The sequence below is a fragment of the Pseudomonas sp. TWI923 genome (assembly GCF_039673365.1).
GTDB classification, from domain to species: domain Bacteria; phylum Pseudomonadota; class Gammaproteobacteria; order Pseudomonadales; family Pseudomonadaceae; genus Aquipseudomonas; species Aquipseudomonas sichuanensis.
On sequence record NZ_JBDJLM010000019.1, the window covers coordinates 17,741 to 39,638 of the forward strand.

The window sequence follows — 21,898 nt, forward strand, 5'->3', positions numbered from 1 at the left end:
ACCCGGCGGCACACCGCAAGGGTGTGCCGTTATTAATAACCAACTTTTTTCCCGTTGATTATATGGCGTGGATTATTGCCGAGACGGTTAATAACTTTCGCTATACTCGAAACATTACTTCCCGTTCGGCGGAAGATTTAATGAAATCTTGCATTCAGACTTGAGACCGACGTGCGATCTACTTTACGTTAGGCGCAGTGGCATTCGCGGGTGAACCCGCTCCCACAGGGCCGGCGTTGCTCTTGTGGGAGCGGGTTTAGCCGCGAATACGTTGGCTCAGGCTCTGCAGTAATCGCGATCGAACGCGCACTTCAGTAGTTCACAGGAAATAATGGCGGCAGCTCATGTCGACACTTGAAAGTTTGTCCTGGCAAATCTCATATCCCCCGTCACTCGATTTCGGGCAGCAATTGACCCGCGAACAACTGCAGCACTCGATGCAGCAAACAATGGCCCAGCACACGGGTGGCCCGGTGTGGCTGTTCGCCTATGGCTCGTTGATCTGGCGCCCTGAGTGCAATTCGGTCGAGCGCCAGCGGGCGCGGGTGCATGGTTATCACCGTGGCCTTTACCTGTGGTCTCACGAGCATCGCGGCACCCCGGAATGCCCTGGGCTGGTGTTCGGCCTTGATCGTGGCGGTTCGTGCAGCGGTTTCGCCTACCGCCTGGACGAGAGCAACCTGGACGATTCGCTGATGGCCCTGTGGCAACGCGAGATGCCTTATCCGGCCTATCGCCCGCACTGGCTCAGTTGCCGCCTGGGTGACGGCAGTAAGGTGCAGGCCCTGGGCTTTGTGCTGGAAAGGCACCTGCCGTGCTACGCGGGTAACCTGCCAGACACCCTGTTCAGCCAGATCCTCGCCAGCGCCACAGGGCGCTATGGCACCACGCGCGAATATGTGGAGCAGACGCTCAATGCCCTGCGCAGCCACCAGATGCCGGATCGCAACCTGGAGGCGCGGTTCAGGCGCTGCCATAACCTGCGTGAGGTCTGATCGCGGGGCAAGCCCGCTCCCACGCCAAGGGCCGAGATCGAGCTGCCGCGCGTGGGAGCGGGCTTGCCCCGCGATGAGGTCTATCGGGCCACCACCACCAACTTGCCCACCGCCTGGCGCTGCGCCAGCCGCTCGATCGCCGCACCCCCTTCAGCCAATGCATAGGTCTGCGACACCAACGGCTTCAGCTTACCCTCGGCATGCCAGGCAAACAGCTGGTGGAAGTTGGCCGCGTTGTCCTCCGGCTGGCGCTGGGCGAACGCTCCCCAGAACACCCCGATCACTGCCGCGCCCTTGAGCAGCGCCAGGTTCACCGGCAGCTGCGGGATCGTGCCGCTGGCAAAGCCCACCACCAGCAGCCGCCCGTTCCACGCCAAACCGCGCACGGCCTGGTCGAACAACGCACCGCCCACCGGGTCGTAGACCACGTCCACCCCCTGGCCGCCGGTCAGGCGCTTGATCTCGTCCTTCAGGCTGGCCTGGCTGTAGTCGATCAGTTCATCGGCCCCGGCTGCCTTGGCCACCGCCAGCTTGTCGGCGCTGCTGGCGGCCGCGATCACCCGAGCACCCAGGGCCTTGCCGATTTCCACCGCAGCCAGGCCCACGCCCCCCGAGGCGCCCAGCACCAACAGGGTCTCACCGGCCTTGAGCTGGCCGCGCTGGGTCAGCGCGTGCATCGAGGTGCCGTAGGTCATGCCGAAGGCGGCGGCGGTGGTGAAGTCCATGCCCGCGGGGATCGGCAACACGTTGTAGAACGGCACCGCCACCTGCTCGGCGAAAGCGCCCCAGCCGGTCAGGGCCATGACCCGGTCACCGACCTTGAACGCGCCGGCCTTCTCGCCGACCGCTGCGACCACGCCGGCCGCCTCACCACCGGGCGAGAACGGCAGGGGCGGCTGGAACTGGTACTTGCCTTCGATGATCAGGGTGTCGGGAAAGTTGACCCCGGCGGCATGCACCTCGAGCAGGATCTCGTTCTTCTTCGGCGCGGGGCTGGCGACCTCTTCCAGAACCAGGTCCCGCGCCGGGCCCAGGGTTTTGCACAACAAGGCTTTCATCAGGGCTATTCCTTTGCGTGTGGTGGCCGATAAGTGTAGGAGGGCCGTTTGGCGGGTCAACGAGCATGGTCCGCCCTGATGTGCCGGCATAAGCCCGGGCTTGGGTTTGCCCGGCGCGCTGGGTAAGCTGGCGCCAACTGTATTGAGGAGCGTAATTGGTGAAAGCGTGGATCTTGATGGTGCTGGCCCTGATGCTGCCAGCCGCGGCGATGGCCGAGGAGGCCAAGGAAGGGGCGCCCAAGGTGAGCTATATCAGCCTCAGCCCGCCCTTCGTCGGCAACTATGCCCTCGACGGCAGCCCCAAGCTGCGTGTGTTCAAGGCCGATGTTGCCCTGCGCGTGACCGGCGATGCCGCCGCCGCCGCGGTCAAGCACCACGAGCCGCTGATCCGCAACCAGCTGGTGGCGCTGTTCACCCAGCAGGGTGTGGACAACATGAGCAACGTCGAAGCCAAGGAAAAACTGCGCCAGGACGCGCTCAAGCAAGTGCAGCAGGTGATGGAAGCCGAAGAGGGCAAGCCGATCGTCGAGGACCTGCTGTTCAACAACCTGATCGTGCAGTGATCAACGGCCCAGGGCGATGATCGCCGCCCACTGGGCCGCGGTTACCGGCATCACCGACAGGCGGCTGCCCTTCTGCACCAGCGGCAGCTCTTCGAGGGCGGCCTGCTGTTTGAGCAGGCCCAGGCCGAGTACCTGACGGAAGGTCTGCACGTGCTCTACGTCCACGGCGCTCCAGGGGTTCTTGTCGGCGTTGGCCTTGGGGTCGTGATAGTGGCTTGCAGGGTCCAGCGCGGTCGGGTCCGGGTAGGCGGCGGCGCTGATCCGGGCTATGCCGGCCACGCCGGGTTGCGGGCAGCTGGAGTGATAGAAGAAAAACTCGTCACCGACGCTCATGGCCCGCAGAAAGTTGCGCGCCTGGTAGTTGCGTACCCCGTCCCAGCGGGCGCTGCCGAGCTTTGCCAGGCCTTCGATGGAGAGCTCGTCGGGCTCGGATTTCATCAGCCAGTAGGCCATGGATACTGCTCCTGAAAGGGTTTGAAATAACTCGTTGCATCAAACCGACAGCCGGTTGGCGTCAACGTTTGCGTGTGGGCTCACGTTGGCGGAAAATGCGCCGATTTTAAAGACAGACGCTCCGGCCGCCACCCATAAAGGCGCCGAGCACGGACAGTTTGCCTAGGGGGGCATTCGATGAAACAACGTAAACCGGACCTGCTCTGGATCCTCGCCTTCATTTTTGGCCTGGGCGTGGTGACTACCGGTTATGCGCAGGGCCTGTGGGAACGCAAGCTGGACGCCGCCAGCCAGCAGATGCCGGTCGACCCGGCGCAACAGCGGCGCTGATCCACATTTTCGAGCCTGATCACCTCGGCGCCAGGTACCTGTCACGGTCCGAGACCGTCCCCCGCAGCGGTACATCCCAGCTGGCCTGAGCGAGGCGTTCGACCTTCTGGCATTCGTGCGCCAGCCCCAGCAGCAACGGCTTCTTCCAGGCCTTGCGCCGCCCCAGGTAGGCCAGGCTGCGGTCGTAGAAGCCACCGCCCATACCCAGGCGCCCCCCCATTTCATCGAAGCCAACCAGCGGCAGCAGGATCAGGTCCAGCGCCCAGACGGGTCGTTGGCGCTTGCGCTCGATCATCGGCTCCGAGATCCGGAAGCGATTAGGCCTTAGTTTTTCGCCCTGCTCGAAGCGCTGGAACACCATGCGCGTGCGTGGCCAGGCGTGCAGCACCGGCAGGTAGACGCGCTTGCCGCGCTTGTGGGCCTCGCGCAACAGCAGGCGCGGGTCGATCTCGCCGTCGTTGGGCAAGTACAGGGCAATATGGCGGGCGCGGCGGAACACCGGATCCTGCGCCAGCTGGCGGTACAGGCCAAGGGCGGCCTGGCTTTGCTGGGCGGGTGTGAGGGCGCGGCGCGCATTGCGCAGCAGGCGGCGAAGCTGGGGGCGGGTGAGCGGCGCGGTGTCGGTCATGGCACGGGCGATCCCTGAAGAAACGAAAAGCCCGCCGTTGGAGGCGGGCAGTTCTGAATGCAGGCTCCCCGACAAGACCGCTATCGGTGTAGCCCTTGAACCCGAAAGTTCAAGGTGGAGATTGCAGGGGGCGTTAAGGCTTTCCGTCGGGCGGACATGCACACCGGCCCCAGCGTGCAACCCCCGTGGTTGTGCGTATCGGCTCAGGGACATAACCGACTGGCGCATCCCCCAGGGAGTGGCGCCAGTATACCAATCTCAGTCGCTTTTGCTAACCGGATCGTCGGACAGCGCCTGATCGACCCGTTCCAGCAGGTCACGCACCTGCTCGCGGGTGGTGCCGCCACTGCTGGCCGCTTCCGGTCGGTCCTGGCGGTGCAGCAGCTCGTGGGTGATGTTCAGGGCGGCCATGACCGCGATGCGGTCGGCGCCGATCACTTTGCCGCTGCTGCGGATCTCGCGCATCTTGCCGTCGAGGTAACGGGCGGCGCCGACCAGGTTGTTGCGCTCCTCGGGCGGGCAGATGATCGAGTATTCCTTGTCGAGGATCTGGACGGTGACGCTATTGCTTGAACTCATGAGTCTTGCTCCAGGGCCTTGAGGCGCAGGATCATCGATTCGATCTTGCGCTTGGCGATCTCGTTCTTTTCGATGAGGTGGGCGCGCTCCTCGCGCCAGGTTTTTTCCTGCGCTACTAAGAGTGCGTTTTGCCGTTTTAGTTGCTCGACCCGCTCGATCAGCGACTCGAACCGGCTCATCAGCGCTTGCAGGTCGTTCTCTTGCATGGGTTGCACTCGATTCGCTCCATCGTCGACTCACCTTGCGATCATGCCCGCACAGTCGCCACGCGGCCAGTGCTGATGGTCTTGGCGCGCCTGCCGGTGCTAGGATACAAGGCCTTCATTCTAGTCATTGCGCCGTCTGGCGCCTAGCTGCCCATGCCCAATACCCAATCGCCCTACATCGCCTTCGCCATGCTGCTGTCCAGCAATGGCCACCCTGTCACCCCGGCCGAGCTGCATGGCCTGCTGATCGGCCGCAGCTGCGCCGGTGCCGGCTTCGATGCCGATGCCTGGCTGGCAGACGCCGCCCAGTTGCTGGAAACCGAACCCGGCGACACGGTTCGCAATGCCCTGATCGGCCTGCAGGAGATGGTCAAGGCCGAGCTGACCGGCGAAGACGTCGCCATCGTGCTGCTGCTGCCTTCCGACGACGCCGCACTGAGCGACCGCGCCACCGCGCTGGGCCAGTGGTGCCAGGGCTTCATCACCGGTTTCGGTTTGAACGCCGGCGGCAAGGACCTGTCCACCGATGCCAAGGAAGTGCTCCAGGACCTGGTAGCCATCTCGCAAGTCCAGGAAGCGCTGGAAGAGTCCGAGGACGGCGAGAGCGACTACATGGAAGTCATGGAGTACCTGCGTGTCGCGCCGCTGCTGCTGTACACCGAGCTGGCCGCCCCGGCCGCGCCCGCGCCCAAGCCATCGCTGCACTGATCGATTCGGGGTCGTTTGCCCATGAGCCACATACCCAAGGCGGAGTACGCCCGTCGGCGCAAGGCGCTGATGGCGCAGATGGTCCCCAACAGCATCGCCATCCTGCCCGCCGCCGCCGTTGCCATCCGCAACCGCGACGTCGAGCACGTCTATCGCCAGGACAGCGACTTCCAGTACCTCAGCGGCTTCCCCGAGCCCGAGGCGGTGATTGCCCTGATCCCCGGCCGCGAGCATGGCGAGTACGTGCTGTTCTGCCGCGAGCGTAACCCTGAGCGCGAGCTGTGGGATGGCTTGCGCGCCGGCCAGGACGGTGCGATGCGCGACTTCGGTGCCGACGACGCCTTCCCCATCACCGATATCGACGAGATCCTGCCCGGCCTGATCGAAGGCCGCGAGCGGGTCTACAGCGCCATGGGTAGCAACCCCGAGTTCGACCGCCGGCTGATGGACTGGATCAACGTGATCCGTTCCAAGGCCCGCCTGGGCGCGCAGCCACCGAACGAATTCGTTGCCCTGGATCATCTGCTGCACGACATGCGCCTGTATAAATCGGCGGCGGAAGTGAAAGTCATGCGCGAGGCCGCGGCGATCTCGGCGCGGGCCCATGTGCGGGCCATGCAGGCCTGCCGCGCCGGGCTGCACGAATACAGCCTGGAAGCCGAGCTGGACTACGAGTTCCGCAAGGGTGGGGCGAAGATGCCGGCCTACGGCTCGATCGTCGCGGCCGGGCGCAACAGCTGCATCCTGCATTACCAGCAGAACGACGCGCCGCTCAAGGACGGTGACCTGGTGCTGATCGACGCCGGTTGCGAGATCGACTGCTACGCCAGCGACATCACCCGCACCTTCCCGGTCAGCGGGCGTTTTTCGCCGGAGCAGAAGGCGATCTACGAACTGGTGCTCGCGGCCCAGGCCGCGGCCTTCGCGGTGATCGCCCCCGGCAAGCACTGGAACCATGCCCACGAGGCCACCGTGCGGGTGATCACCGAGGGCCTGGTGGAACTGGGCCTGCTCAAGGGCGAGGTGCAGGCACTGATCGACAGCGAGGCCTACCGCGCCTTCTACATGCACCGCGCCGGGCACTGGCTGGGCATGGATGTGCACGACGTGGGCGAATACAAGGTCGGTGGCCAGTGGCGCGTGCTCGAACCGGGCATGGCCCTGACCGTCGAGCCGGGCATCTACATTGCCGCCGACAACCAGAACGTCGCGAAGAAATGGCGCGGCATCGGCGTAAGGATCGAAGACGACGTGGTAGTCACCAGGCAAGGTTGTGAAATCCTCACCTCGGGCGTGCCGAGAACCATCGCCGAAATCGAAGCGCTGATGCTCGATGCCCGCAAGGCTGTGGCATGAGTCGGGTCAACCTGGCGATCATCGGTGGCGGGCTGGTTGGCGCCAGCCTTGCCCTCACACTCCAGGCCGGGGCCAAGGCCCGTGGCTGGAAAATCCTGCTGATCGAGCCGTTCGCCCCGGGCGACAGCTTCCAGCCCAGCTACGACGCGCGCTCCTCGGCGTTGTCCTACGGCACCCGACAGATCTACGAGCAGTTGGGCTTGTGGCAGGCCATCAGCCGCCGCGCCGAGCCGATCAGCCAGATCCAGGTATCCGACCGTGGCCGCTTTGGCGCCACCCGCCTGGATGCGCTCGAAGAGGGCGTGCCGGCGCTGGGTTACGTGGTCGAGAACGCCTGGCTCGGCCAGTGCCTGTGGCAAGCCATCGACAACGAGGTGGTGAGCTGGCGCTGCCCGGCCGAGGTCAAGGCGATGCAGGCCATCGCCGGCGGCTACCGCCTGCAACTGGACGACGACACTTCGCTGGAGTGCGATCTGGCAGTGCTGGCCGACGGCGGCCGCTCTGGCTTGCGTGAACAGTTGGGCATCCACGTGCGCAGCACGCCCTATGACCAGAGCGCGCTGATCGCCAACATCACTCCGGGCGAGGCTCACCGCGGCCAGGCGTTCGAGCGCTTTACCGAGCAAGGCCCGATGGCGTTGCTGCCGTTGCCGGAAAACCGCTGTGCGCTGGTCTGGACCCGCCAGGGGATGGACGCCCGACGCCTGGCCGAGCTTGACGAGCGCAGCTTCCTGCGTGAACTGCAGGACGCCTTCGGCTACCGTCTCGGCGCCTTGCGCCAGGTGGGCGCGCGGCACCTGTACCCGCTGGCGCTGGTCGAGGCCCAGGAACAAGTGCGTCCGCACCTGGTGGTGCTCGGCAACGCCGCCCACAGCCTGCACCCGATAGCCGGCCAGGGCTTCAACCTGTCGCTGCGTGACGTGCAGTCGCTGGCCGACGCGCTTCTGGCCGGCCCGCAACAACCGGGCGACCTGGCCACCTTGCAGGCCTACCAGCAACGCCAGCGTCTCGACCAGGCGCTGACCATCGGCTTCTCCGACCAGGTCACCCGCGTGTTCGGCAGCAACCAGCCACTGATCACCACCGGGCGCAACCTCGGCCTGCTGGGCCTCGACCTGTTGCCACCGGCAAAAAGCTGGTTCGCCCGCCAGGCCATGGGCCTCGGTACCCGCCCCGACCCGCGGGGCCGCCCATGAGTGATCCCCGCAAGCTCGCGCGCAAGGCCCGCCTGCTGCGCTGGCTGCTCAACTGCTACCCGCCCTACCTGGGCGCCGGCATCCGTGTCCTGGCCATCAGCCCGGACATGCGCAGCGTCAAGGTGCGCATGAAACTGACGCGGTGGAACCGCAACTACGTCGGCACCCAGTTCGGCGGCAGCCTGTACTCGATGGTCGACCCGTTCTACATGCTGCTGCTGATCGAGCAGCTAGGGCGCGAATACATCGTCTGGGACAAGGCCGCCAGCATCGATTTCATCTCGCCGGGCAAGGGCCCGGTGTACGCCGAATTCCACGTCGACGACGCGCTGCTGGACGAGATTCGCCAGCAGACCGCCAGCGGCAAGAAATACCTGCCCAGGTTGCAGGTGGAGATCCGCGATGGCGCCGGCGAGCTGGTGGCGCGGGTCGACAAAACCCTATATGTGCGGCTCAAGCCGCAAGCGAGGCAGGCGTAAGGCATGGAAATGCGCGCAGATCTTTTGATTGTCGGTGCCGGTATGGTCGGCAGCGCCCTGGCCCTGGCCCTGCGCCACAGTGGCCTGGAAATCCTCCTGCTCGATGGCGGCCCGCTGTCGGTCAAGCCTTTCGATGCCCAGGCGCCATTCGAGCCTCGCGTCAGTGCGCTATCGGCGGCCAGCCAGCGCATCCTTGAGCGCCTTGGCGCCTGGGACGGCATCGCCCGGCGGCGGGTCTCGCCGTACTCGGACATGCATGTCTGGGATGGCAGTGGCACCGGGCAGATCCACTTCTCGGCGGCCAGCGTGCACGCCCAGGTGCTCGGCCACATTGTCGAGAACCGGGTCATCCAGGATGGCCTGCTGGAGCGCCTGCACGACAGCGATGTCGGCCTGCTGGCCAACGCTCGCCTGGAGCAGCTGCGCCGCTCCGGCGATGAGTGGCTGCTGACCCTCGCCGATGGCCGCACACTGCGAGCGCCGCTGGTGATCGCCGCCGACGGCGCCAATTCGGCGGTGCGTCGCCTGGCCGGTTGCGAAACCCGCGAGTGGGATTACCTGCACCACGCCATCGTCACCAGCGTGCGTTGCAGCGAAGCGCACCGCACCACGGCCTGGCAGCGTTTCACCGACGAAGGCCCGCTGGCCTTCCTGCCGCTCGATCGCGATGGCAAGCAGGACTGGTGCTCGATCGTCTGGTCGACTACTCCGGAGCAGGCCGAGCAGGCCATGGCGATGGACGACGCGGCGTTCTGCACTGCGCTGGAGCGTGCCTTCGAGGGGCGTCTGGGCGAGGTGCTGGAAGCGGACCCGCGGGTGTGTGTACCGCTGCGCCAGCGCCATGCCAAGCGTTATGTGGAGGAGGGCCTGGCGTTGATCGGCGATGCCGCCCACACCATTCACCCGCTGGCGGGGCAGGGGGTAAACCTGGGCTTCCTCGATGCCGCGGTGCTGGCCGAGGAGCTGGTGCGCGCTACAGAGCGTGGCGAGCGTCTGGCCGATGTGAAGGTATTGAGCCGCTACGAGCGCCGGCGCATGCCGCACAACCTGGCGCTGATGGCGGCGATGGAGGGCTTCGAGCGATTGTTCCAGGCCAACCCGTTGCCGTTGCGCTGGTTGCGTAACAGTGGCTTGAAGCTGGTGGAGCAGATGCCTGAGGCCAAGGCGATGTTCGTGCGTCAGGCGCTGGGGTTGTCTGGGGACCTGCCGGAGCTGGCCAGGGCTTGAGATTGCCGGGGCCGCTTTGCGGCCCTTTTCGCCGGCAAGCCGGCTCCCACACGGGTGGTGCCACCTCAAGTCACTGTGGGAGCTGGCTTGCCAGCGAAAGGACTGCGCAGCAGTCCCCTGCAACATCTGGTAACTGCTCGCCAGGTGAGCCAGAAAATGGGATTCACTACCATTCGCACCTCTCATATCAGCGAGGAGTGCCCCCCATGTTGCCCCGCAAACCCCTACTGGCCGCCCTGGCCCTCACGCTGTTCGGCGGCACCGCCCAGGCGGCGGACGAAGTGGTGGTGTACTCCTCGCGCATCGACGAGCTGATCAAGCCGGTGTTCGACGCCTACACCGCCAAGACCGGCGTCAAGGTCAAGTTCATCACCGACAAGGAAGCGCCGCTGATGCAGCGCATCAAGGCCGAGGGCCAGAACGGCGTGGCCGACCTGCTGCTCACCGTCGATGCCGGCAACCTCTGGCAGGCCGAGCAGATGGGCATCCTGCAGCCGATCAAGTCGGACATCATCGACAAGAACATCCCCGCGCAATACCGCGCCTCGTCCCACGACTGGACTGGCCTGAGCCTGCGTGCGCGGACCATCGTCTACTCCACCGAGCGCGTGAAACCCTCGGAGCTGAGCACCTACGAAGCACTGGCCGACAAGCAGTGGGAAGGCCGCCTGTGCCTGCGCACGGCGAAGAAGGTCTACAACCAGTCGCTGACCGCCACGCTGATCCAGAACCACGGCGAGGCTGAAACCGAAAAACTGGTCAAAGGCTGGGTCAACAACCTGTCTACCGACGTGTTCTCCGACGACACCGCACTGCTCAATGCCATCGCCGCCGGCCAGTGCGACGTGGGCATCGTCAACACCTACTACTACGGCCGCCTGCACAAAGAGAAGCCTGACCTGCCAGTGAAACTGTTCTGGCCCAACCAGGGCGACCGTGGCGTGCACGTCAACCTGTCGGGTATTGGCCTGACCAAGCATGCACCGCACCCGGAAGCGGCGAAGAAGCTGGTGGAGTGGATGACCGGTGAGGAAGCGCAGAAACTGTTCGCCGACATCAACCAGGAGTTCCCGGCCAACCCCAAGGTAAAGCCTTCGGAAGAAGTGGCGGCCTGGGGCAGTTTCAAGGCTGACAGCATTCCGGTGGAAGTGGCCGGCAAGCGCCAGGCCGAGGCTATTCGCTTGATGGATCGGGCTGGCTGGAACTGAGTTTCAGCGCTTATCCTTGCGGGGCCTTCAAGGCCCCCTTCGCGGCTAAAGCCGCTCCCACAGGTTTTGTGCTGCCTGCAAGGTTTGCGCGATCCCTGTGGGAGCGGCTTTAGCCGCGAACGACCGCGCAGCGGTCGCAATCCGTAACCGAGATCCCTGCCTTGCCCCACGCCCCCCAACGCCGCTGGTACCCCCCGGTCTTTCTCATCGCCGCGCTGGTCCTGCTGCCGCTGAGCGTCCTGCTGCTGTCCTGGCAGACGGTCGACCTGCAGATCTGGTCGCACCTGCTCGACACCCAGATGAGCCGCCTGCTGGGCAACACCCTGACCCTGGTGCTGGGCGTCGGTGTCGGCGTGACCGTGGTGGGCGTAAGCCTGGCCTGGCTCACCAGTCTCTGCGAATTCCCCGGGCGGCGTTGGCTGGATTGGGCGCTGATGCTGCCATTCGCCATCCCGGCCTATGTCCTGGCGTTCGTGTTCGTTGGGCTGCTGGATTTCGCCGGCCCCGTGCAGAGTGCTCTGCGCGAAGTCTTCGGGCCGATGCGCCTGCCCCGGGTACGCTCCACCGGCGGAGTGATCACCGTGCTGGTGCTGGTGTTCTACCCCTACGTCTACCTGCTGGCGCGCACCGCGTTCATGGCCCAGGGCAAGGGTTTGATGGAGGCAGCGCGGGTGCTGGGGTTGTCGCCGTTGCAGGCGTTCTGGCGGGTGGCATTGCCCATGGCGCGGCCGGCCATCGGTGCGGGTATCGCCCTGGCGCTGATGGAGACACTGGCCGATTTCGGCGCGGTGTCGGTGTTCAACTTCGACACCTTCACCACCGCCATCTACAAGACCTGGTACGGCTTCTTCAGCCTGTCCAGCGCCGCGCAGCTGGCCAGCCTGCTGCTGCTGGCCGTGATGCTGGTGTTGTACGGCGAGCGGCGTTCACGCGGCGCCAGCCGCAGCGGCCACGAACGGCCACGGGGCCAGGCGCTCTACCACCTGCGGGGCATCAAGGCGTTCGCCGCCAGCAGTTGGTGCCTGCTGGTGTTCGCCTGCGCCTTCGTCATCCCGCTGCTGCAACTGCTGGTGTGGTGCTGGCAGCGGGGCCGGCATGACCTGGACGAACGTTATCTCGGGTTGGTGCTGCATACCCTCTACCTGGGTGGTATGGCGGCGTTGATCACCGTCTGCGCCGCCTTGCTGCTGGCCTTTGCCCGGCGCCAGGCGCCGACCACCGGCATCCGCGCCGGGGTCGGCCTGGCGAACCTGGGCTATGCCTTGCCGGGCTCGGTGCTGGCGGTGTCGATCATGCTGGCGTTCAGTTACCTCGACAATCAATTGGTGATTCCGTTTTCGCAATGGCTGGGTGGGGCGGGCAAGCCGCTGCTGCTGGGCAGCCTGTCGGCGTTGCTGCTGGCCTACCTGGTGCGCTTCATCGCCGTCGCCTACGGCCCGCTGGAAAGCAGCCTGGAGCGCATCCGCCCGTCGCTGCCGGAGGCTTCACGCAGCCTTGGGGTCGGCGGGCCGAGATTGTTTTTCAAGGTGTATCTGCCGTTGCTGGTGCCGGGTGCCCTGAGCGCTGCGTTGCTGGTGTTCGTCGACGTGCTCAAGGAAATGCCGGCAACCCTGCTGATGCGCCCGTTCGGCTGGGACACCCTGGCCGTGCGGGTGTTCGAGATGACCAGCGAAGGCGAGTGGGCGCGGGCCTCGTTGCCGGCGCTGAGCCTGGTGCTGGTCGGCCTGTTGCCGGTCATCGGTTTGATCCGCCGCTCGGCCCATCGTCCGGGGCAACCGCGCTAAAGGTGTCAGGCCGACAGCTTGCGGCTACAATGCGCGGCATTCGCAGCGGCGGCTCCTACAAGAACAGGTGATGACTGAACATCGCCGACTGCCGCCGCCTCGCCACGCCCGGAAGGAGAAACCCATGGGACAGCGTACGCCTCTGTATGACCTGCACCTGGCGCTCGGCGCCAAGACGGTCGATTTTGGCGGTTGGGACATGCCCCTGCATTACGGCTCGCAAGTCGAGGAGCACCATCAGGTGCGCAGTGACTGCGGGGTCTTCGATGTCTCCCACATGACTGTCATCGACATCGATGGCTGTGCCGCCACCCCTTGGCTGCAACATCTGCTGGCCAATGACGTGACTCGCCTCGACACCCCCGGCAAGGCCCTCTACAGCCCGCTGCTGAACGCCGACGGCGGGGTGATCGACGACCTGATCGCCTACCGCACCGAGGACGGCTATCGCCTGGTGGCCAACGCGTCCACCCGCGACAAGGTGCAGGCCTGGCTGCAGGCGCACAGCGCCGGTTTCGCCATCAATTTCAAGCTGCGCCCGGAACTGGCGATCCTCGCCATCCAGGGCCCGCAAGCCCGCGAGAAGGTCGCAGCCCTGCTCAGCCCCGCACGCGCGGCCCTGATCCGCGAGCTGCGCCCGTTCGAAGGCGTTGCCGAAGGTGACTGGTTCATCGCCCGCACCGGCTACACCGGCGAAGACGGCCTGGAGATCATCCTGCCCGGCGCGCAGGCCCCGGCGTTCTTCAACGACCTGGTCGGTGCCGGCATTGCCCCGAGCGGCCTGGGTGCCCGCGACACCCTGCGCCTGGAGGCCGGCATGAACCTCTATGGCCAGGACATCGATGAAGCCCACACCCCGCTGACCTCCAACCTGGGCTGGAGCGTTGCCTGGGAGCCGGCCAGCCGCGACTTCATCGGCCGGGCCGGCCTGCTGGCGGAAATCGAGCAAGGTGTGCAGGAAAAATTGGTCGGCCTGGTGCTGGAGGAGCGCGGCGTGCTGCGCGCCCATCAGGTGGTCCGTGTGTCCGGGATTGGCGAAGGGGAGATCACCAGTGGTAGTTTCTCTCCTACGCTGAGCAAGTCCATTGCCCTGGCCCGCGTGCCCATTGCTACTGGCGAACGCGCCGAGGTGGAGATCCGCGGCAAGTGGTACCCGGTGCGGGTGGTCAAACCGACCTTCGTGCGCCACGGCAAGATCCTGATCTGACTAATTAAACGGCGGGCCAACCGCTGACCCAATCGAGGAATACAAGACTATGAGCCAAATCCCCGCCGACCTGCGTTTTGCCGAAAGCCATGAATGGGCCCGCCTGGAAGCCGACGGCACAGTGACCGTTGGTATCAGTGACCATGCCCAGGAAGCCCTGGGTGACGTGGTGTTCGTCGAGCTGGCCGAAGTCGGCAAGGTGTTCGCCGCAGGCGACGCTGCCGGCGTGGTCGAGTCGGTGAAAGCAGCCTCCGATATCTACGCCCCGATCGGCGGCGAAGTGATCGCGGTCAACGAAGAGCTGGCCGACAGCCCGGAGCTGCTCAACGAAGAACCCTACGAATCCTGGATCTTCAAGCTCAAGCCAAGTAACCCGGCCGAGCTGGACAAGCTGCTGGATGCTGCCGGCTACAAGGCTGCCATCGGCGAGTAAGCCTTTGGGGCGCCTTGCGCCCCTGTCGCGACACAAGGCCGCTCCTACAGAGGATCGCAATCTCCTGTAGGAGCGGCCTTGTGTCGCGATAGGGCTGCGCAGCAGCCCCAAGCAAGCACAAGTTTTCCCGCACCATCGCCGATCCCTTCCTAGACTTGTAAGTCTCCATGAGAACTGGTCCAGGAAGAGATCGTCGCCATGTCCCAGTCGCCGTCCCTGCATCAACTGCAAGCACCCAACTCATTCCTGAGTCGCCACCTGGGGCCCGATGCCCAGGAGCAGCAGGCCATGCTCGATGCCCTTGGCGTCGCCAGCCGCGGCGAACTGATCGAGCAGACCGTGCCGCCTGGCATCCGCTTCAACCGCCCGCTCGACCTGCCGCCGGCCCTCGATGAACAGGCCGCCCTGGCCAAGCTCGCCGGCTATGCCGCGCAGAACCAGCTGTGGACCAGCCTGATCGGCATGGGCTACCACGCCACCGTCACCCCCAACGTCATCCTGCGCAACGTGCTGGAGAACCCGGGTTGGTACACCGCCTACACGCCCTACCAGCCCGAGATCGCCCAGGGGCGCCTGGAAGCGCTGCTGAACTACCAGCAGATGGTGATCGACCTCACCGGCCTGGCCCTGGCCAACGCCTCGCTGCTGGACGAGGCCACTGCCGCCGCCGAGGCCATGGCCCTGGCCAAGCGCGTGGCGCGCAGCAAGAGCAACGCGTTCTTCGCCGACGAGCATTGCCATCCGCAAACCCTGTCGGTGCTCAAGACCCGCGCTGAAGGTTTCGGCTTCGACCTGATCATCGACTCTGTGGATAACCTCGCCAGCCACCAGGTGTTCGGCGCCTTGCTGCAATACCCCGACACCCACGGCGAAGTGCGTGACCTGCGCCCGCTGATCGACCAGTTGCACGCCCAGCAGGCCCTGGCCTGCGTCGCGGCGGATATCCTCAGCCTGGTGGTGCTCACCCCGCCCGGCGAGCTGGGCGCCGACGTGGTGCTCGGGTCTACCCAGCGGTTTGGCGTGCCCATGGGTTTCGGTGGCCCACACGCGGCCTATTTTGCCTGCCGTGACGACTACAAGCGGGCGATGCCCGGGCGCATCATCGGGGTGTCCCGCGATGCCCGCGGCAACACTGCGCTGCGCATGGCCCTGCAAACCCGCGAGCAGCACATCCGCCGCGAGAAGGCCAACTCCAACATCTGCACCGCGCAGGTGCTGCTGGCCAACATTGCCAGCTGCTACGCCGTCTACCACGGCCCCGAAGGCCTGCAGCGCATCGCCCAGCGGGTGCACCGGCTGACCTTCATTCTTGCCGCCGGGCTTCAAAGCAAAGGCATCAAGCGCCTCAACCAGCACTTCTTCGACACCCTCACGCTGGACGTCGGCGGCACCCAGGCGGCGATCATCGAAAGCGCCGAGGCTGCCCGCATCAACCTGCGCATCCTTGGCCGTGGGCATCTGGGCCTGAGCCTGGACGAAACCTGCGACGAAGCCACGGTGCTCAAGCTGTTCGACATCTTCCTTGGCGTCGACCACGGCCTGGACATCGCCACCCTGGACCAGCAAGCCCTGCCCGAGGGCATCCCCGGCGCCCTGGTGCGGCGCACGCCGATCCTGCAGCACCCGGTGTTCAACCTGCACCACAGCGAAACCGAGATGCTGCGCTACCTCAAGCAGCTGGAGAACAAGGACCTGGCGCTCAACCAGTCGATGATTCCGCTGGGCTCCTGCACCATGAAGCTCAACGCCACCAGCGAGATGATCCCGATCACCTGGCCCGAGTTCGCCCTGCCGCACCCGTTCGCCCCGGCCGCCCAGGTGCAGGGCTACAAGGCGATGATCGATGAGCTGGAAAGCTGGTTGTGTGCCATCACCGGTTTCGACGCCATCTGCATGCAGCCCAACTCCGGCGCCCAGGGCGAGTACGCGGGGCTGATGGCGATCACCCGCTATCACCAGAGCCGCCACCAGCCCAAGCGCACCCTGTGCCTGATTCCGTCCTCGGCCCACGGCACCAACCCGGCGTCGGCGCAGATGGCCGGCATGGAGGTGGTGATCGTCGAGTGCGACGAGCAGGGCAACGTCGACCTCGACGACCTCAAGGCCAAGGCCCAGGCCGCCGGCGAACGGCTTTCCTGCCTGATGATCACCTACCCCTCGACCCATGGCGTGTACGAGGAGGGCATCCGCGAGATCTGCGAGGTGATCCATCAGCACGGCGGCCAGGTGTACATGGATGGCGCCAACCTCAACGCCCAGGTGGGGCTGGCGCGCCCGGCCGACATCGGCGCCGACGTCTCGCACATGAACCTGCACAAGACCTTCTGTATCCCCCATGGCGGCGGTGGCCCGGGCATGGGGCCGATCGGCATCCGGGCGCACCTCAAGCCGTTCGTTGCCAGCCACCCGGTTGTGCCGGTGCCTGGGCTGGACCCGAACAACACGGCGGTGAGTGCCGCGCCGTGGGGCAGCGCAAGCATCCTGCCGATCAGTTGGATGTACATCGCCATGATGGGGCCACAGCTGGCCGATGCCAGCGAGGTGGCGATCCTGTCAGCCAACTACCTGGTGAGCCAGTTGCGCGATGCCTTCCCGGTGCTCTACAGCGGGCGCAACCAGCGGGTGGCCCACGAGTGCATCCTCGATTTGCGCCCGCTCAAGGCGCTGACCGGCATCAGCGAGGAGGACGTGGCCAAGCGCCTGATGGACTATGGCTTCCATGCCCCGACCATGTCGTTCCCAGTGCCGGGCACGCTGATGGTTGAACCTACCGAGAGTGAGTCGAAGGCCGAGCTGGACCGTTTTGTCGAAGCGATGCTGGCGATCCGCGCCGAGATCGCGCAGGTGCAGGACGGCAACTGGCCGGCCGAGGACAACCCGCTCAAGCATGCCCCGCACACCCTGGCCGACGTGCTGGCGCCGTGGAACCGGCCCTACAGCATCGAACAGGGCATCGCCCCCAGCGCTCACGCGCGCCAGCATAAATACTGGCCGGCGGTGAACCGGGTCGACAACGTGTATGGGGACCGGAATCTGTTCTGTTCGTGTGTGCCGGTGGAGGCGTATCGATAAAGGAACTGTGCCCTGTAAATAGGCAGCGAGCCCTCCAGGAGAGCGATCCGCTCACCCGGGCGGTTTGCTGCTGGCCGTCGCTCGGTGATTTGTCGTGTTTATGAATAGGCATGATAAGTGATGGCGCATAGTAGTGCGCCGGCAGCCATGAGGAGTTCGCCGATGAAAAGTTGGTATTTCAGAGATTTTGGGAAGTTGTCTATTTCTTCCTTTTTTATTTTTCCAAGGCGGATATGCATTTGTTTGGTCGGCCAATGCAATAAGCCTGCGATGGTGCCGGTTATCATTAATTTCCCCCAAGCCCCGAACATGCACCATAAAGCGCTTTGAAGCCTTAGCCAATCACTGCTTTTCAAGGCCGAGAGCATGATGTTCAGATTTTTGGTCCATGCCAGGCGAGCAATGATAAAAAGTCCTATTAGCAGGATCACCCACGGGGTAAGGGCAATGAAGAGTTTCCAGGATTTCGAGGATGACGCTAATTCAACAAGTAGGCTCATGTTGTAGTCACTCCGAGTACAGGGATTCAAACAGGACATCGCCGGTGATTTCTCCCGCCGTCATTCCGCCCACGCTCCCTACCAAGACTGCTGCGCCAGTTACGGCTATGACGCAGACAGTCGCACTGACCGGGCCAAGGCTAAGGCACGCCCCGGCTACAGCGTTTGCGAAAATGCCGCCAGCCGTACCGCCAGCAAGGCCCCCTGCAAAACTTCCAGACTCAGTGAAACGAATTTTTTTACAGGCTGCCGTTTCGCCGGCCCGGCATGCTTCTTGGATTTTCAAAAGCGATGAAGAACCACCAAAGATAATCCCTACGCTCCCTCCATACTTCAGGTAGTTGGACATTTTTGCCAATTTGTCCAAGTGGGTTGAATAACCCGGAATTTGTCCCGGCCCGCCGGCCTTGCTCCAGTGATGGACCAGGCTTCTGCTTGATATACCAAGGTCCCTACGCAAGGAGTCATGGCTGCCAAGGTCCATATGCTTGTTGAGAAAGGTGATTTTTAACTGTGTATCCAGTTTTCGGAAGAGCTCCTTGCGCGCACTGAAGAACTCAGGGCTTTTCAGGTGGCCGTGCTTCGTGAATTGTTGCTGATGCAAATGCTCTATGCCGCGCAGTGTGCCCTGCAATTCCTCAAGTGATCTGGCCATCATCGTCTGGACAACGCCCATCGATAAGCTTGCATCTGCGAGCAGCCCTGCAATATCGCTCTGGTGACGCATCATGAAATCCGCCTCCTCGGCGTTCATTTCAGTCAGCGCCTCCCGTGCCCTCTGTGCTGCGGCCATCAACTCGGCCTCTTCGCGGGTGCAGGCATGGATATTGTCCGGGTCGCCGATGACGAAGATTTCACCGGCCTTGAAGCCTTGAGCGAAGGTGGGGTTCAGCCGTTGCAAGCGGGCGACTGGCAGCGAGCCGCGCACCTCGAACAGGCGCATGAGCAACTGAGGGAACGAGGTGCTGCGTTGCACTATGTGAAACCCAGGTTCAAGGCCGCCGGGGGCTGCCGAAGCCATGGGCGATGTGGCGCGAGCAAAGGCCTGTGGCTGGGGTGGAGCGTTGCGACGCAAGCTATCGGAGGTGGGCAGGTGTGCCGAATTCGCCAGTGCCGCGACTTGCTGGTTCATTGGAGCCAAGACGTAGTTGCTACCTGCTGGGCACCCGCATTTTACGGGGGTGCCATCTACAGCGACGGGGATGCCATCCTGAAGCCAGCGTGACTCGCCATCGACGATCGTGCCTTGCTTGCCGCACCGCGGACATGGCGTGGTACGGTCACCCTCGAGTAGCCAGCGGCGGCCATGGAAAGTACCGCGAGCCTGGCCAGCGATACAGGTGGCATCAGTACTGGTGAGATCGCCGTCCAGGCCTTGGCCTTTACCGAAGATGTTCATGCGCTGGCTCATGCTGCTGCTTCCTTGTGAGTGGAAGCCCGGACGCTAGCAGCCTGGAAACTGTCTTTTTTCTGCTCAGGAGAGTTAGAGAAAGGTCCTACGGCATTTGACGATTTGTATGGCTCTGCCGTATGGAAATAGGGCGCCTCGAAGCGGCAATTGAGCTTTGTATGGGGACCGGAACCCGTTCTGTTCGTGTGTGCCGGTGGAGGCGTATCGCTGAAATTGCCCCGCCCTGTGGAAGCAGCAATTTTGTGTTGCTTGTACTGGCCTCATCGCTGGCAAGCCAGCTCCCACAAGGTTTGCCCATGGCCTGGGCTGATGCGGTCGGAGTGGGAGCCGGCTTGCCGGCGATTGGGCTACAAAGCAGTTCTCTGGATTACTCGGCTACAGCATTCTTGGCCAGGATGGCGTTGGCCAGTTCCATGTCGCTGGCCTGCACGCCTGGGTTGTCGGCGCGAACCTGGTTGATGGCAGCTTCCAGGAACGGCCCGCGAATCGCACCGTCACTGGCAACGAAGCTGCCGGCGTCATCCTGGGCGGCGACGATCAGCTTATGGTCCTTGAAGGTCAGGTAGGTCGAGGCAGTGGTGGCACCCGAGGAGATGACGTTACGCCAGAACGTGTCGGCCATGGCGGAGCCAATGGGCAGCGCGAACAGGACGGTGGCTGCGATGGCTGTTTTGAAACGCATGATGAATCACCTCGGTCTATGAGGGCTGTTTGAGATGCCCGTTGGATCATGCCTGCCCAGGCCAAGTTCCCGTTCACACAGGGGATTTATCACTTACCCACAGACCCGCAGCACCTCCTCCAGGGTGGTCAGGCCCTGCTCGACGCGGTCCTGGCCGCAGCGTTGCAGGTCACGCAGGCCGTCGGCCTGTGCCTGCTGGCGCAGGGCGGCCAGGTCGGCGCCCGGGGTGATCCGTTCACGCAGGCTGGCGCTGACCCTGAGCAATTCGAACAACCCTGTGCGGCCCTGGAAACCGCTGCCCCGGCACTGGCGGCAGGGCTGCTCCTGCTGGGCGCTGTCGCGGCAGGCCGGGCACAGTGTGCGCACCAGGCGCTGGGCCAGAACGCCGATCAGCGTGGCCTTGATCAGGTAGTCGGCCACACCCAGTTCCTGCAGGCGGGTAATGGCAGCGCAGGCATCGTTGGTGTGCAGGGTGGACAGCACCAGGTGCCCGGTCAGCGCCGCTTGCACGGCCACCTGCGCGGTCTCGGGGTCACGGATCTCACCGATCATGATGATGTCCGGGTCCTGGCGCAGCAGGGCGCGCACGCCGTCGGCAAAGTTCAGGTCCAGGCCCGGCTGGACCTGCAACTGATTGATGGCGGGCTCCAGGCGTTCGATGGGGTCCTCGATGCTGCACAGGTTCACCTGGGGTGTGGCCAGGTGCCTGAGGCTGGCATACAGCGTACTGGTCTTGCCCGAGCCTGTGGGCCCGGTGACCAGCAGGATGCCCTGGCGCTGTTGCAACAGCGCCTGCCACTGCTGCAGTAGCGAGCCACCCAGCCCCAGGCGTTCGAGGGTGTCATGCCGTTGCCGGGGGTCGAACAGGCGCAGCACCAGCTTCTCGCCGAACGGCGTGGGCAGGGTGGAGAGCCGCAACTCGATGTCCTCCCCACCCGGTAGACGGCTTTTAAGCCGGCCATCCTGGGGCCGGCGTTTCTCCGCCACGTTCATCCGCCCCAGGTGTTTCAGGCGGCTGACCATGGCCAGCGCAACCGCCGCCGGGAAGGCGTAGACCGCGTGCAGCAGGCCGTCGATGCGCAGGCGCAGGTGGCCTTGCGCCTGGCGCGGCTCCAGGTGGATGTCGCTGGCGCCTTGTTCGATGGCGTACTGCAGCATCCAGTCGACGATGTGCACGATGTGGGCGTCGTCGGCACTGGCTTGAGCATGGCTGGCGCCCAGCTCCAGCAGTTGCTCCAGTTCGCCCAGGCGCGGCGACTGCTGCTGCCCGGCACCGTGCACCGAGTGGGCCAGGTCGTAGAAGGTCGTCGCCAGCTGGCGCAGTTGCCTGGGGCTGGCCAGCACCCGGCGTACCTGCTTGCCAAGGCTCAGGGCAAGGTCGGCTTCCCACTCGCGCTGGTAGGGCTGGGCGCTGGCCACGGTAATGCTGCTGTCATCCATGGCCACCGCAAGGATGCCGTGGCGCTGGGCGAATGCCGCAGAGACCAGGTTGCCGAGGCGCGCCAGGTCGATCTGTAGCGGGTCGATGTGCAGGAACGGCTGGCCAGCCTGATGCGCCAGCCAGCGGCAGAGGCTATCCAGCCCGAGGGCCTGGCCTGGGTGCAGTGGGTCTGGCAGGGCCAGGCCGGCAATCAGTTCCAGGGGATGGTCGGCGGGGTGGGACCTTGCCCGTTCGAGTGCTTGCAGGGCATCGCTGGCGGTGATCCGCTGCTCGGCCAGCAGGGCGTCGAGCAGGCGGTTGAGGTCGAGGTCATGGCTATCCTTGGCGAGCATGGCGGCGTCCTGGCCAGGTGATCGAAGGCCCGGAAAGGCTAGCCCGGGCG

The 21,898-nt window shown here is 64.7% G+C and carries 22 protein-coding genes and 1 other RNA gene; 13 read left to right on the forward strand and 10 right to left on the reverse strand.

Translation table 11 applies throughout. The annotated features are described in order from the left end of the window. The first annotated feature begins 344 nt into the window (after positions 1-344). Positions 345-995 carry a gamma-glutamylcyclotransferase gene (locus ABE459_RS10495; protein WP_125462167.1) on the forward strand — a complete coding sequence of 217 codons (651 nt, stop codon included), beginning with the start codon at positions 345-347 and terminating at the stop codon, positions 993-995. Between the two features lie 80 nt (positions 996-1,075). On the opposite strand, the gene ABE459_RS10500 is transcribed toward ABE459_RS10495, so the two are convergent. Beyond that, positions 1,076-2,053: an NADPH:quinone oxidoreductase family protein gene (locus ABE459_RS10500; RefSeq protein ID WP_323829989.1), complete on the reverse strand. Its 978-nt coding sequence runs from the start codon at positions 2,051-2,053 to the stop codon at positions 1,076-1,078. A gap of 158 nt (positions 2,054-2,211) precedes the next feature. Between ABE459_RS10500 and ABE459_RS10505 the strand changes: the two genes are divergently transcribed. Then, positions 2,212-2,616: a flagellar basal body-associated protein FliL gene (locus ABE459_RS10505; RefSeq protein WP_125462169.1), complete on the forward strand. Its 405-nt coding sequence runs from the start codon at positions 2,212-2,214 to the stop codon at positions 2,614-2,616. Here ABE459_RS10505 and ABE459_RS10510 read toward each other — a convergent pair whose 3' ends face one another. After that, the gene (locus tag ABE459_RS10510; RefSeq protein ID WP_323829992.1) at positions 2,617-3,069 is read right to left on the reverse strand and encodes an EVE domain-containing protein; all 453 of its coding nucleotides are present in this window, start codon (positions 3,067-3,069) and stop codon (positions 2,617-2,619) included. Between the two features lie 177 nt (positions 3,070-3,246). On the opposite strand from ABE459_RS10510, the gene ABE459_RS10515 reads away from it, so the two are divergent. After that, entirely contained in the window at positions 3,247-3,399 is a 153-nt protein-coding gene (locus ABE459_RS10515) for a hypothetical protein (RefSeq protein ID WP_189654507.1), read from the forward strand. A gap of 19 nt (positions 3,400-3,418) precedes the next feature. On the opposite strand, the gene ABE459_RS10520 is transcribed toward ABE459_RS10515, so the two are convergent. The 4 genes from ABE459_RS10520 to ABE459_RS10535 form a co-directional block, all read right to left on the reverse strand. Continuing rightward, positions 3,419-4,027 carry a 5-formyltetrahydrofolate cyclo-ligase gene (locus ABE459_RS10520; RefSeq protein WP_323829995.1) on the reverse strand — a complete coding sequence of 203 codons (609 nt, stop codon included), beginning with the start codon at positions 4,025-4,027 and terminating at the stop codon, positions 3,419-3,421. A gap of 61 nt (positions 4,028-4,088) precedes the next feature. Beyond that, positions 4,089-4,268: non-coding RNA, 6S RNA (gene ssrS, locus ABE459_RS10525), on the reverse strand. A gap of 17 nt (positions 4,269-4,285) precedes the next feature. Beyond that, on the reverse strand, positions 4,286-4,606 hold the full coding sequence (locus ABE459_RS10530) for a cell division protein ZapA (RefSeq protein ID WP_125462172.1): 321 nt from the start codon (positions 4,604-4,606) through the stop codon (positions 4,286-4,288). After that, positions 4,603-4,812, reverse strand: a complete 210-nt coding sequence (locus ABE459_RS10535) for a TIGR02449 family protein (RefSeq protein ID WP_110992146.1) — start codon at positions 4,810-4,812, stop codon at positions 4,603-4,605. Before ABE459_RS10535 ends, ABE459_RS10530 begins: the two co-directional genes overlap by 4 nt. 153 nt (positions 4,813-4,965) lie before the next feature. On the opposite strand from ABE459_RS10535, the gene ABE459_RS10540 reads away from it, so the two are divergent. From ABE459_RS10540 to gcvP, 10 genes are all read left to right on the forward strand, one after another. Continuing rightward, the gene (locus ABE459_RS10540) at positions 4,966-5,520 is read left to right on the forward strand and encodes a YecA family protein (protein ID WP_125462173.1); all 555 of its coding nucleotides are present in this window, start codon (positions 4,966-4,968) and stop codon (positions 5,518-5,520) included. A 21-nt stretch (positions 5,521-5,541) separates the two neighbouring features. Further along, the gene (pepP, locus tag ABE459_RS10545; RefSeq protein WP_125462174.1) at positions 5,542-6,876 is read left to right on the forward strand and encodes a Xaa-Pro aminopeptidase; all 1,335 of its coding nucleotides are present in this window, start codon (positions 5,542-5,544) and stop codon (positions 6,874-6,876) included. Beyond that, positions 6,873-8,072, forward strand: coding sequence for a 2-octaprenyl-6-methoxyphenyl hydroxylase (ubiH, locus tag ABE459_RS10550; protein WP_125857080.1), 1,200 nt, complete (start codon positions 6,873-6,875; stop codon positions 8,070-8,072). The genes pepP and ubiH overlap by 4 nt, the downstream gene beginning before the upstream one ends. Further along, positions 8,069-8,551, forward strand: coding sequence for a DUF4442 domain-containing protein (locus ABE459_RS10555; RefSeq protein WP_125462176.1), 483 nt, complete (start codon positions 8,069-8,071; stop codon positions 8,549-8,551). The genes ubiH and ABE459_RS10555 overlap by 4 nt, the downstream gene beginning before the upstream one ends. Positions 8,552-8,560: 9 nt before the next feature. Beyond that, the gene (locus ABE459_RS10560; RefSeq protein WP_323830001.1) at positions 8,561-9,778 is read left to right on the forward strand and encodes a 2-octaprenyl-3-methyl-6-methoxy-1,4-benzoquinol hydroxylase; all 1,218 of its coding nucleotides are present in this window, start codon (positions 8,561-8,563) and stop codon (positions 9,776-9,778) included. A gap of 206 nt (positions 9,779-9,984) precedes the next feature. Continuing rightward, the gene (locus ABE459_RS10565; RefSeq protein WP_125462178.1) at positions 9,985-10,986 is read left to right on the forward strand and encodes an extracellular solute-binding protein; all 1,002 of its coding nucleotides are present in this window, start codon (positions 9,985-9,987) and stop codon (positions 10,984-10,986) included. Between the two features lie 161 nt (positions 10,987-11,147). Then, entirely contained in the window at positions 11,148-12,770 is a 1,623-nt protein-coding gene (locus ABE459_RS10570; protein ID WP_323830004.1) for an iron ABC transporter permease, read from the forward strand. A gap of 124 nt (positions 12,771-12,894) precedes the next feature. Next, entirely contained in the window at positions 12,895-13,977 is a 1,083-nt protein-coding gene (gene gcvT / locus ABE459_RS10575; RefSeq protein WP_323830007.1) for a glycine cleavage system aminomethyltransferase GcvT, read from the forward strand. A 49-nt stretch (positions 13,978-14,026) separates the two neighbouring features. After that, the gene (gene gcvH, locus ABE459_RS10580; RefSeq protein WP_125462181.1) at positions 14,027-14,410 is read left to right on the forward strand and encodes a glycine cleavage system protein GcvH; all 384 of its coding nucleotides are present in this window, start codon (positions 14,027-14,029) and stop codon (positions 14,408-14,410) included. Positions 14,411-14,608: 198 nt separating this feature from the next. After that, on the forward strand, positions 14,609-17,482 hold the full coding sequence (gene gcvP, locus ABE459_RS10585; protein WP_323830009.1) for an aminomethyl-transferring glycine dehydrogenase: 2,874 nt from the start codon (positions 14,609-14,611) through the stop codon (positions 17,480-17,482). Between the two features lie 98 nt (positions 17,483-17,580). Here the strand turns inward: gcvP and ABE459_RS10590 are convergent, their stop codons facing one another. The 4 genes from ABE459_RS10590 to ABE459_RS10605 all read right to left on the reverse strand — a co-directional run bounded on the left by ABE459_RS10590 (position 17,581) and on the right by ABE459_RS10605 (position 21,848). Continuing rightward, on the reverse strand, positions 17,581-17,982 hold the full coding sequence (locus ABE459_RS10590; protein ID WP_258705501.1) for a hypothetical protein: 402 nt from the start codon (positions 17,980-17,982) through the stop codon (positions 17,581-17,583). A gap of 7 nt (positions 17,983-17,989) precedes the next feature. Continuing rightward, positions 17,990-19,393: a PAAR domain-containing protein gene (locus tag ABE459_RS10595; RefSeq protein WP_323830012.1), complete on the reverse strand. Its 1,404-nt coding sequence runs from the start codon at positions 19,391-19,393 to the stop codon at positions 17,990-17,992. A gap of 367 nt (positions 19,394-19,760) precedes the next feature. Further along, on the reverse strand, positions 19,761-20,075 hold the full coding sequence (locus ABE459_RS10600; protein WP_125462185.1) for a DUF2388 domain-containing protein: 315 nt from the start codon (positions 20,073-20,075) through the stop codon (positions 19,761-19,763). Positions 20,076-20,168: 93 nt separating this feature from the next. Continuing rightward, complete coding sequence (locus ABE459_RS10605) at positions 20,169-21,848, reverse strand: ATPase, T2SS/T4P/T4SS family (protein ID WP_323830014.1); 1,680 nt, start codon at positions 21,846-21,848, stop codon at positions 20,169-20,171. Positions 21,849-21,898: the final 50 nt, after the last annotated feature.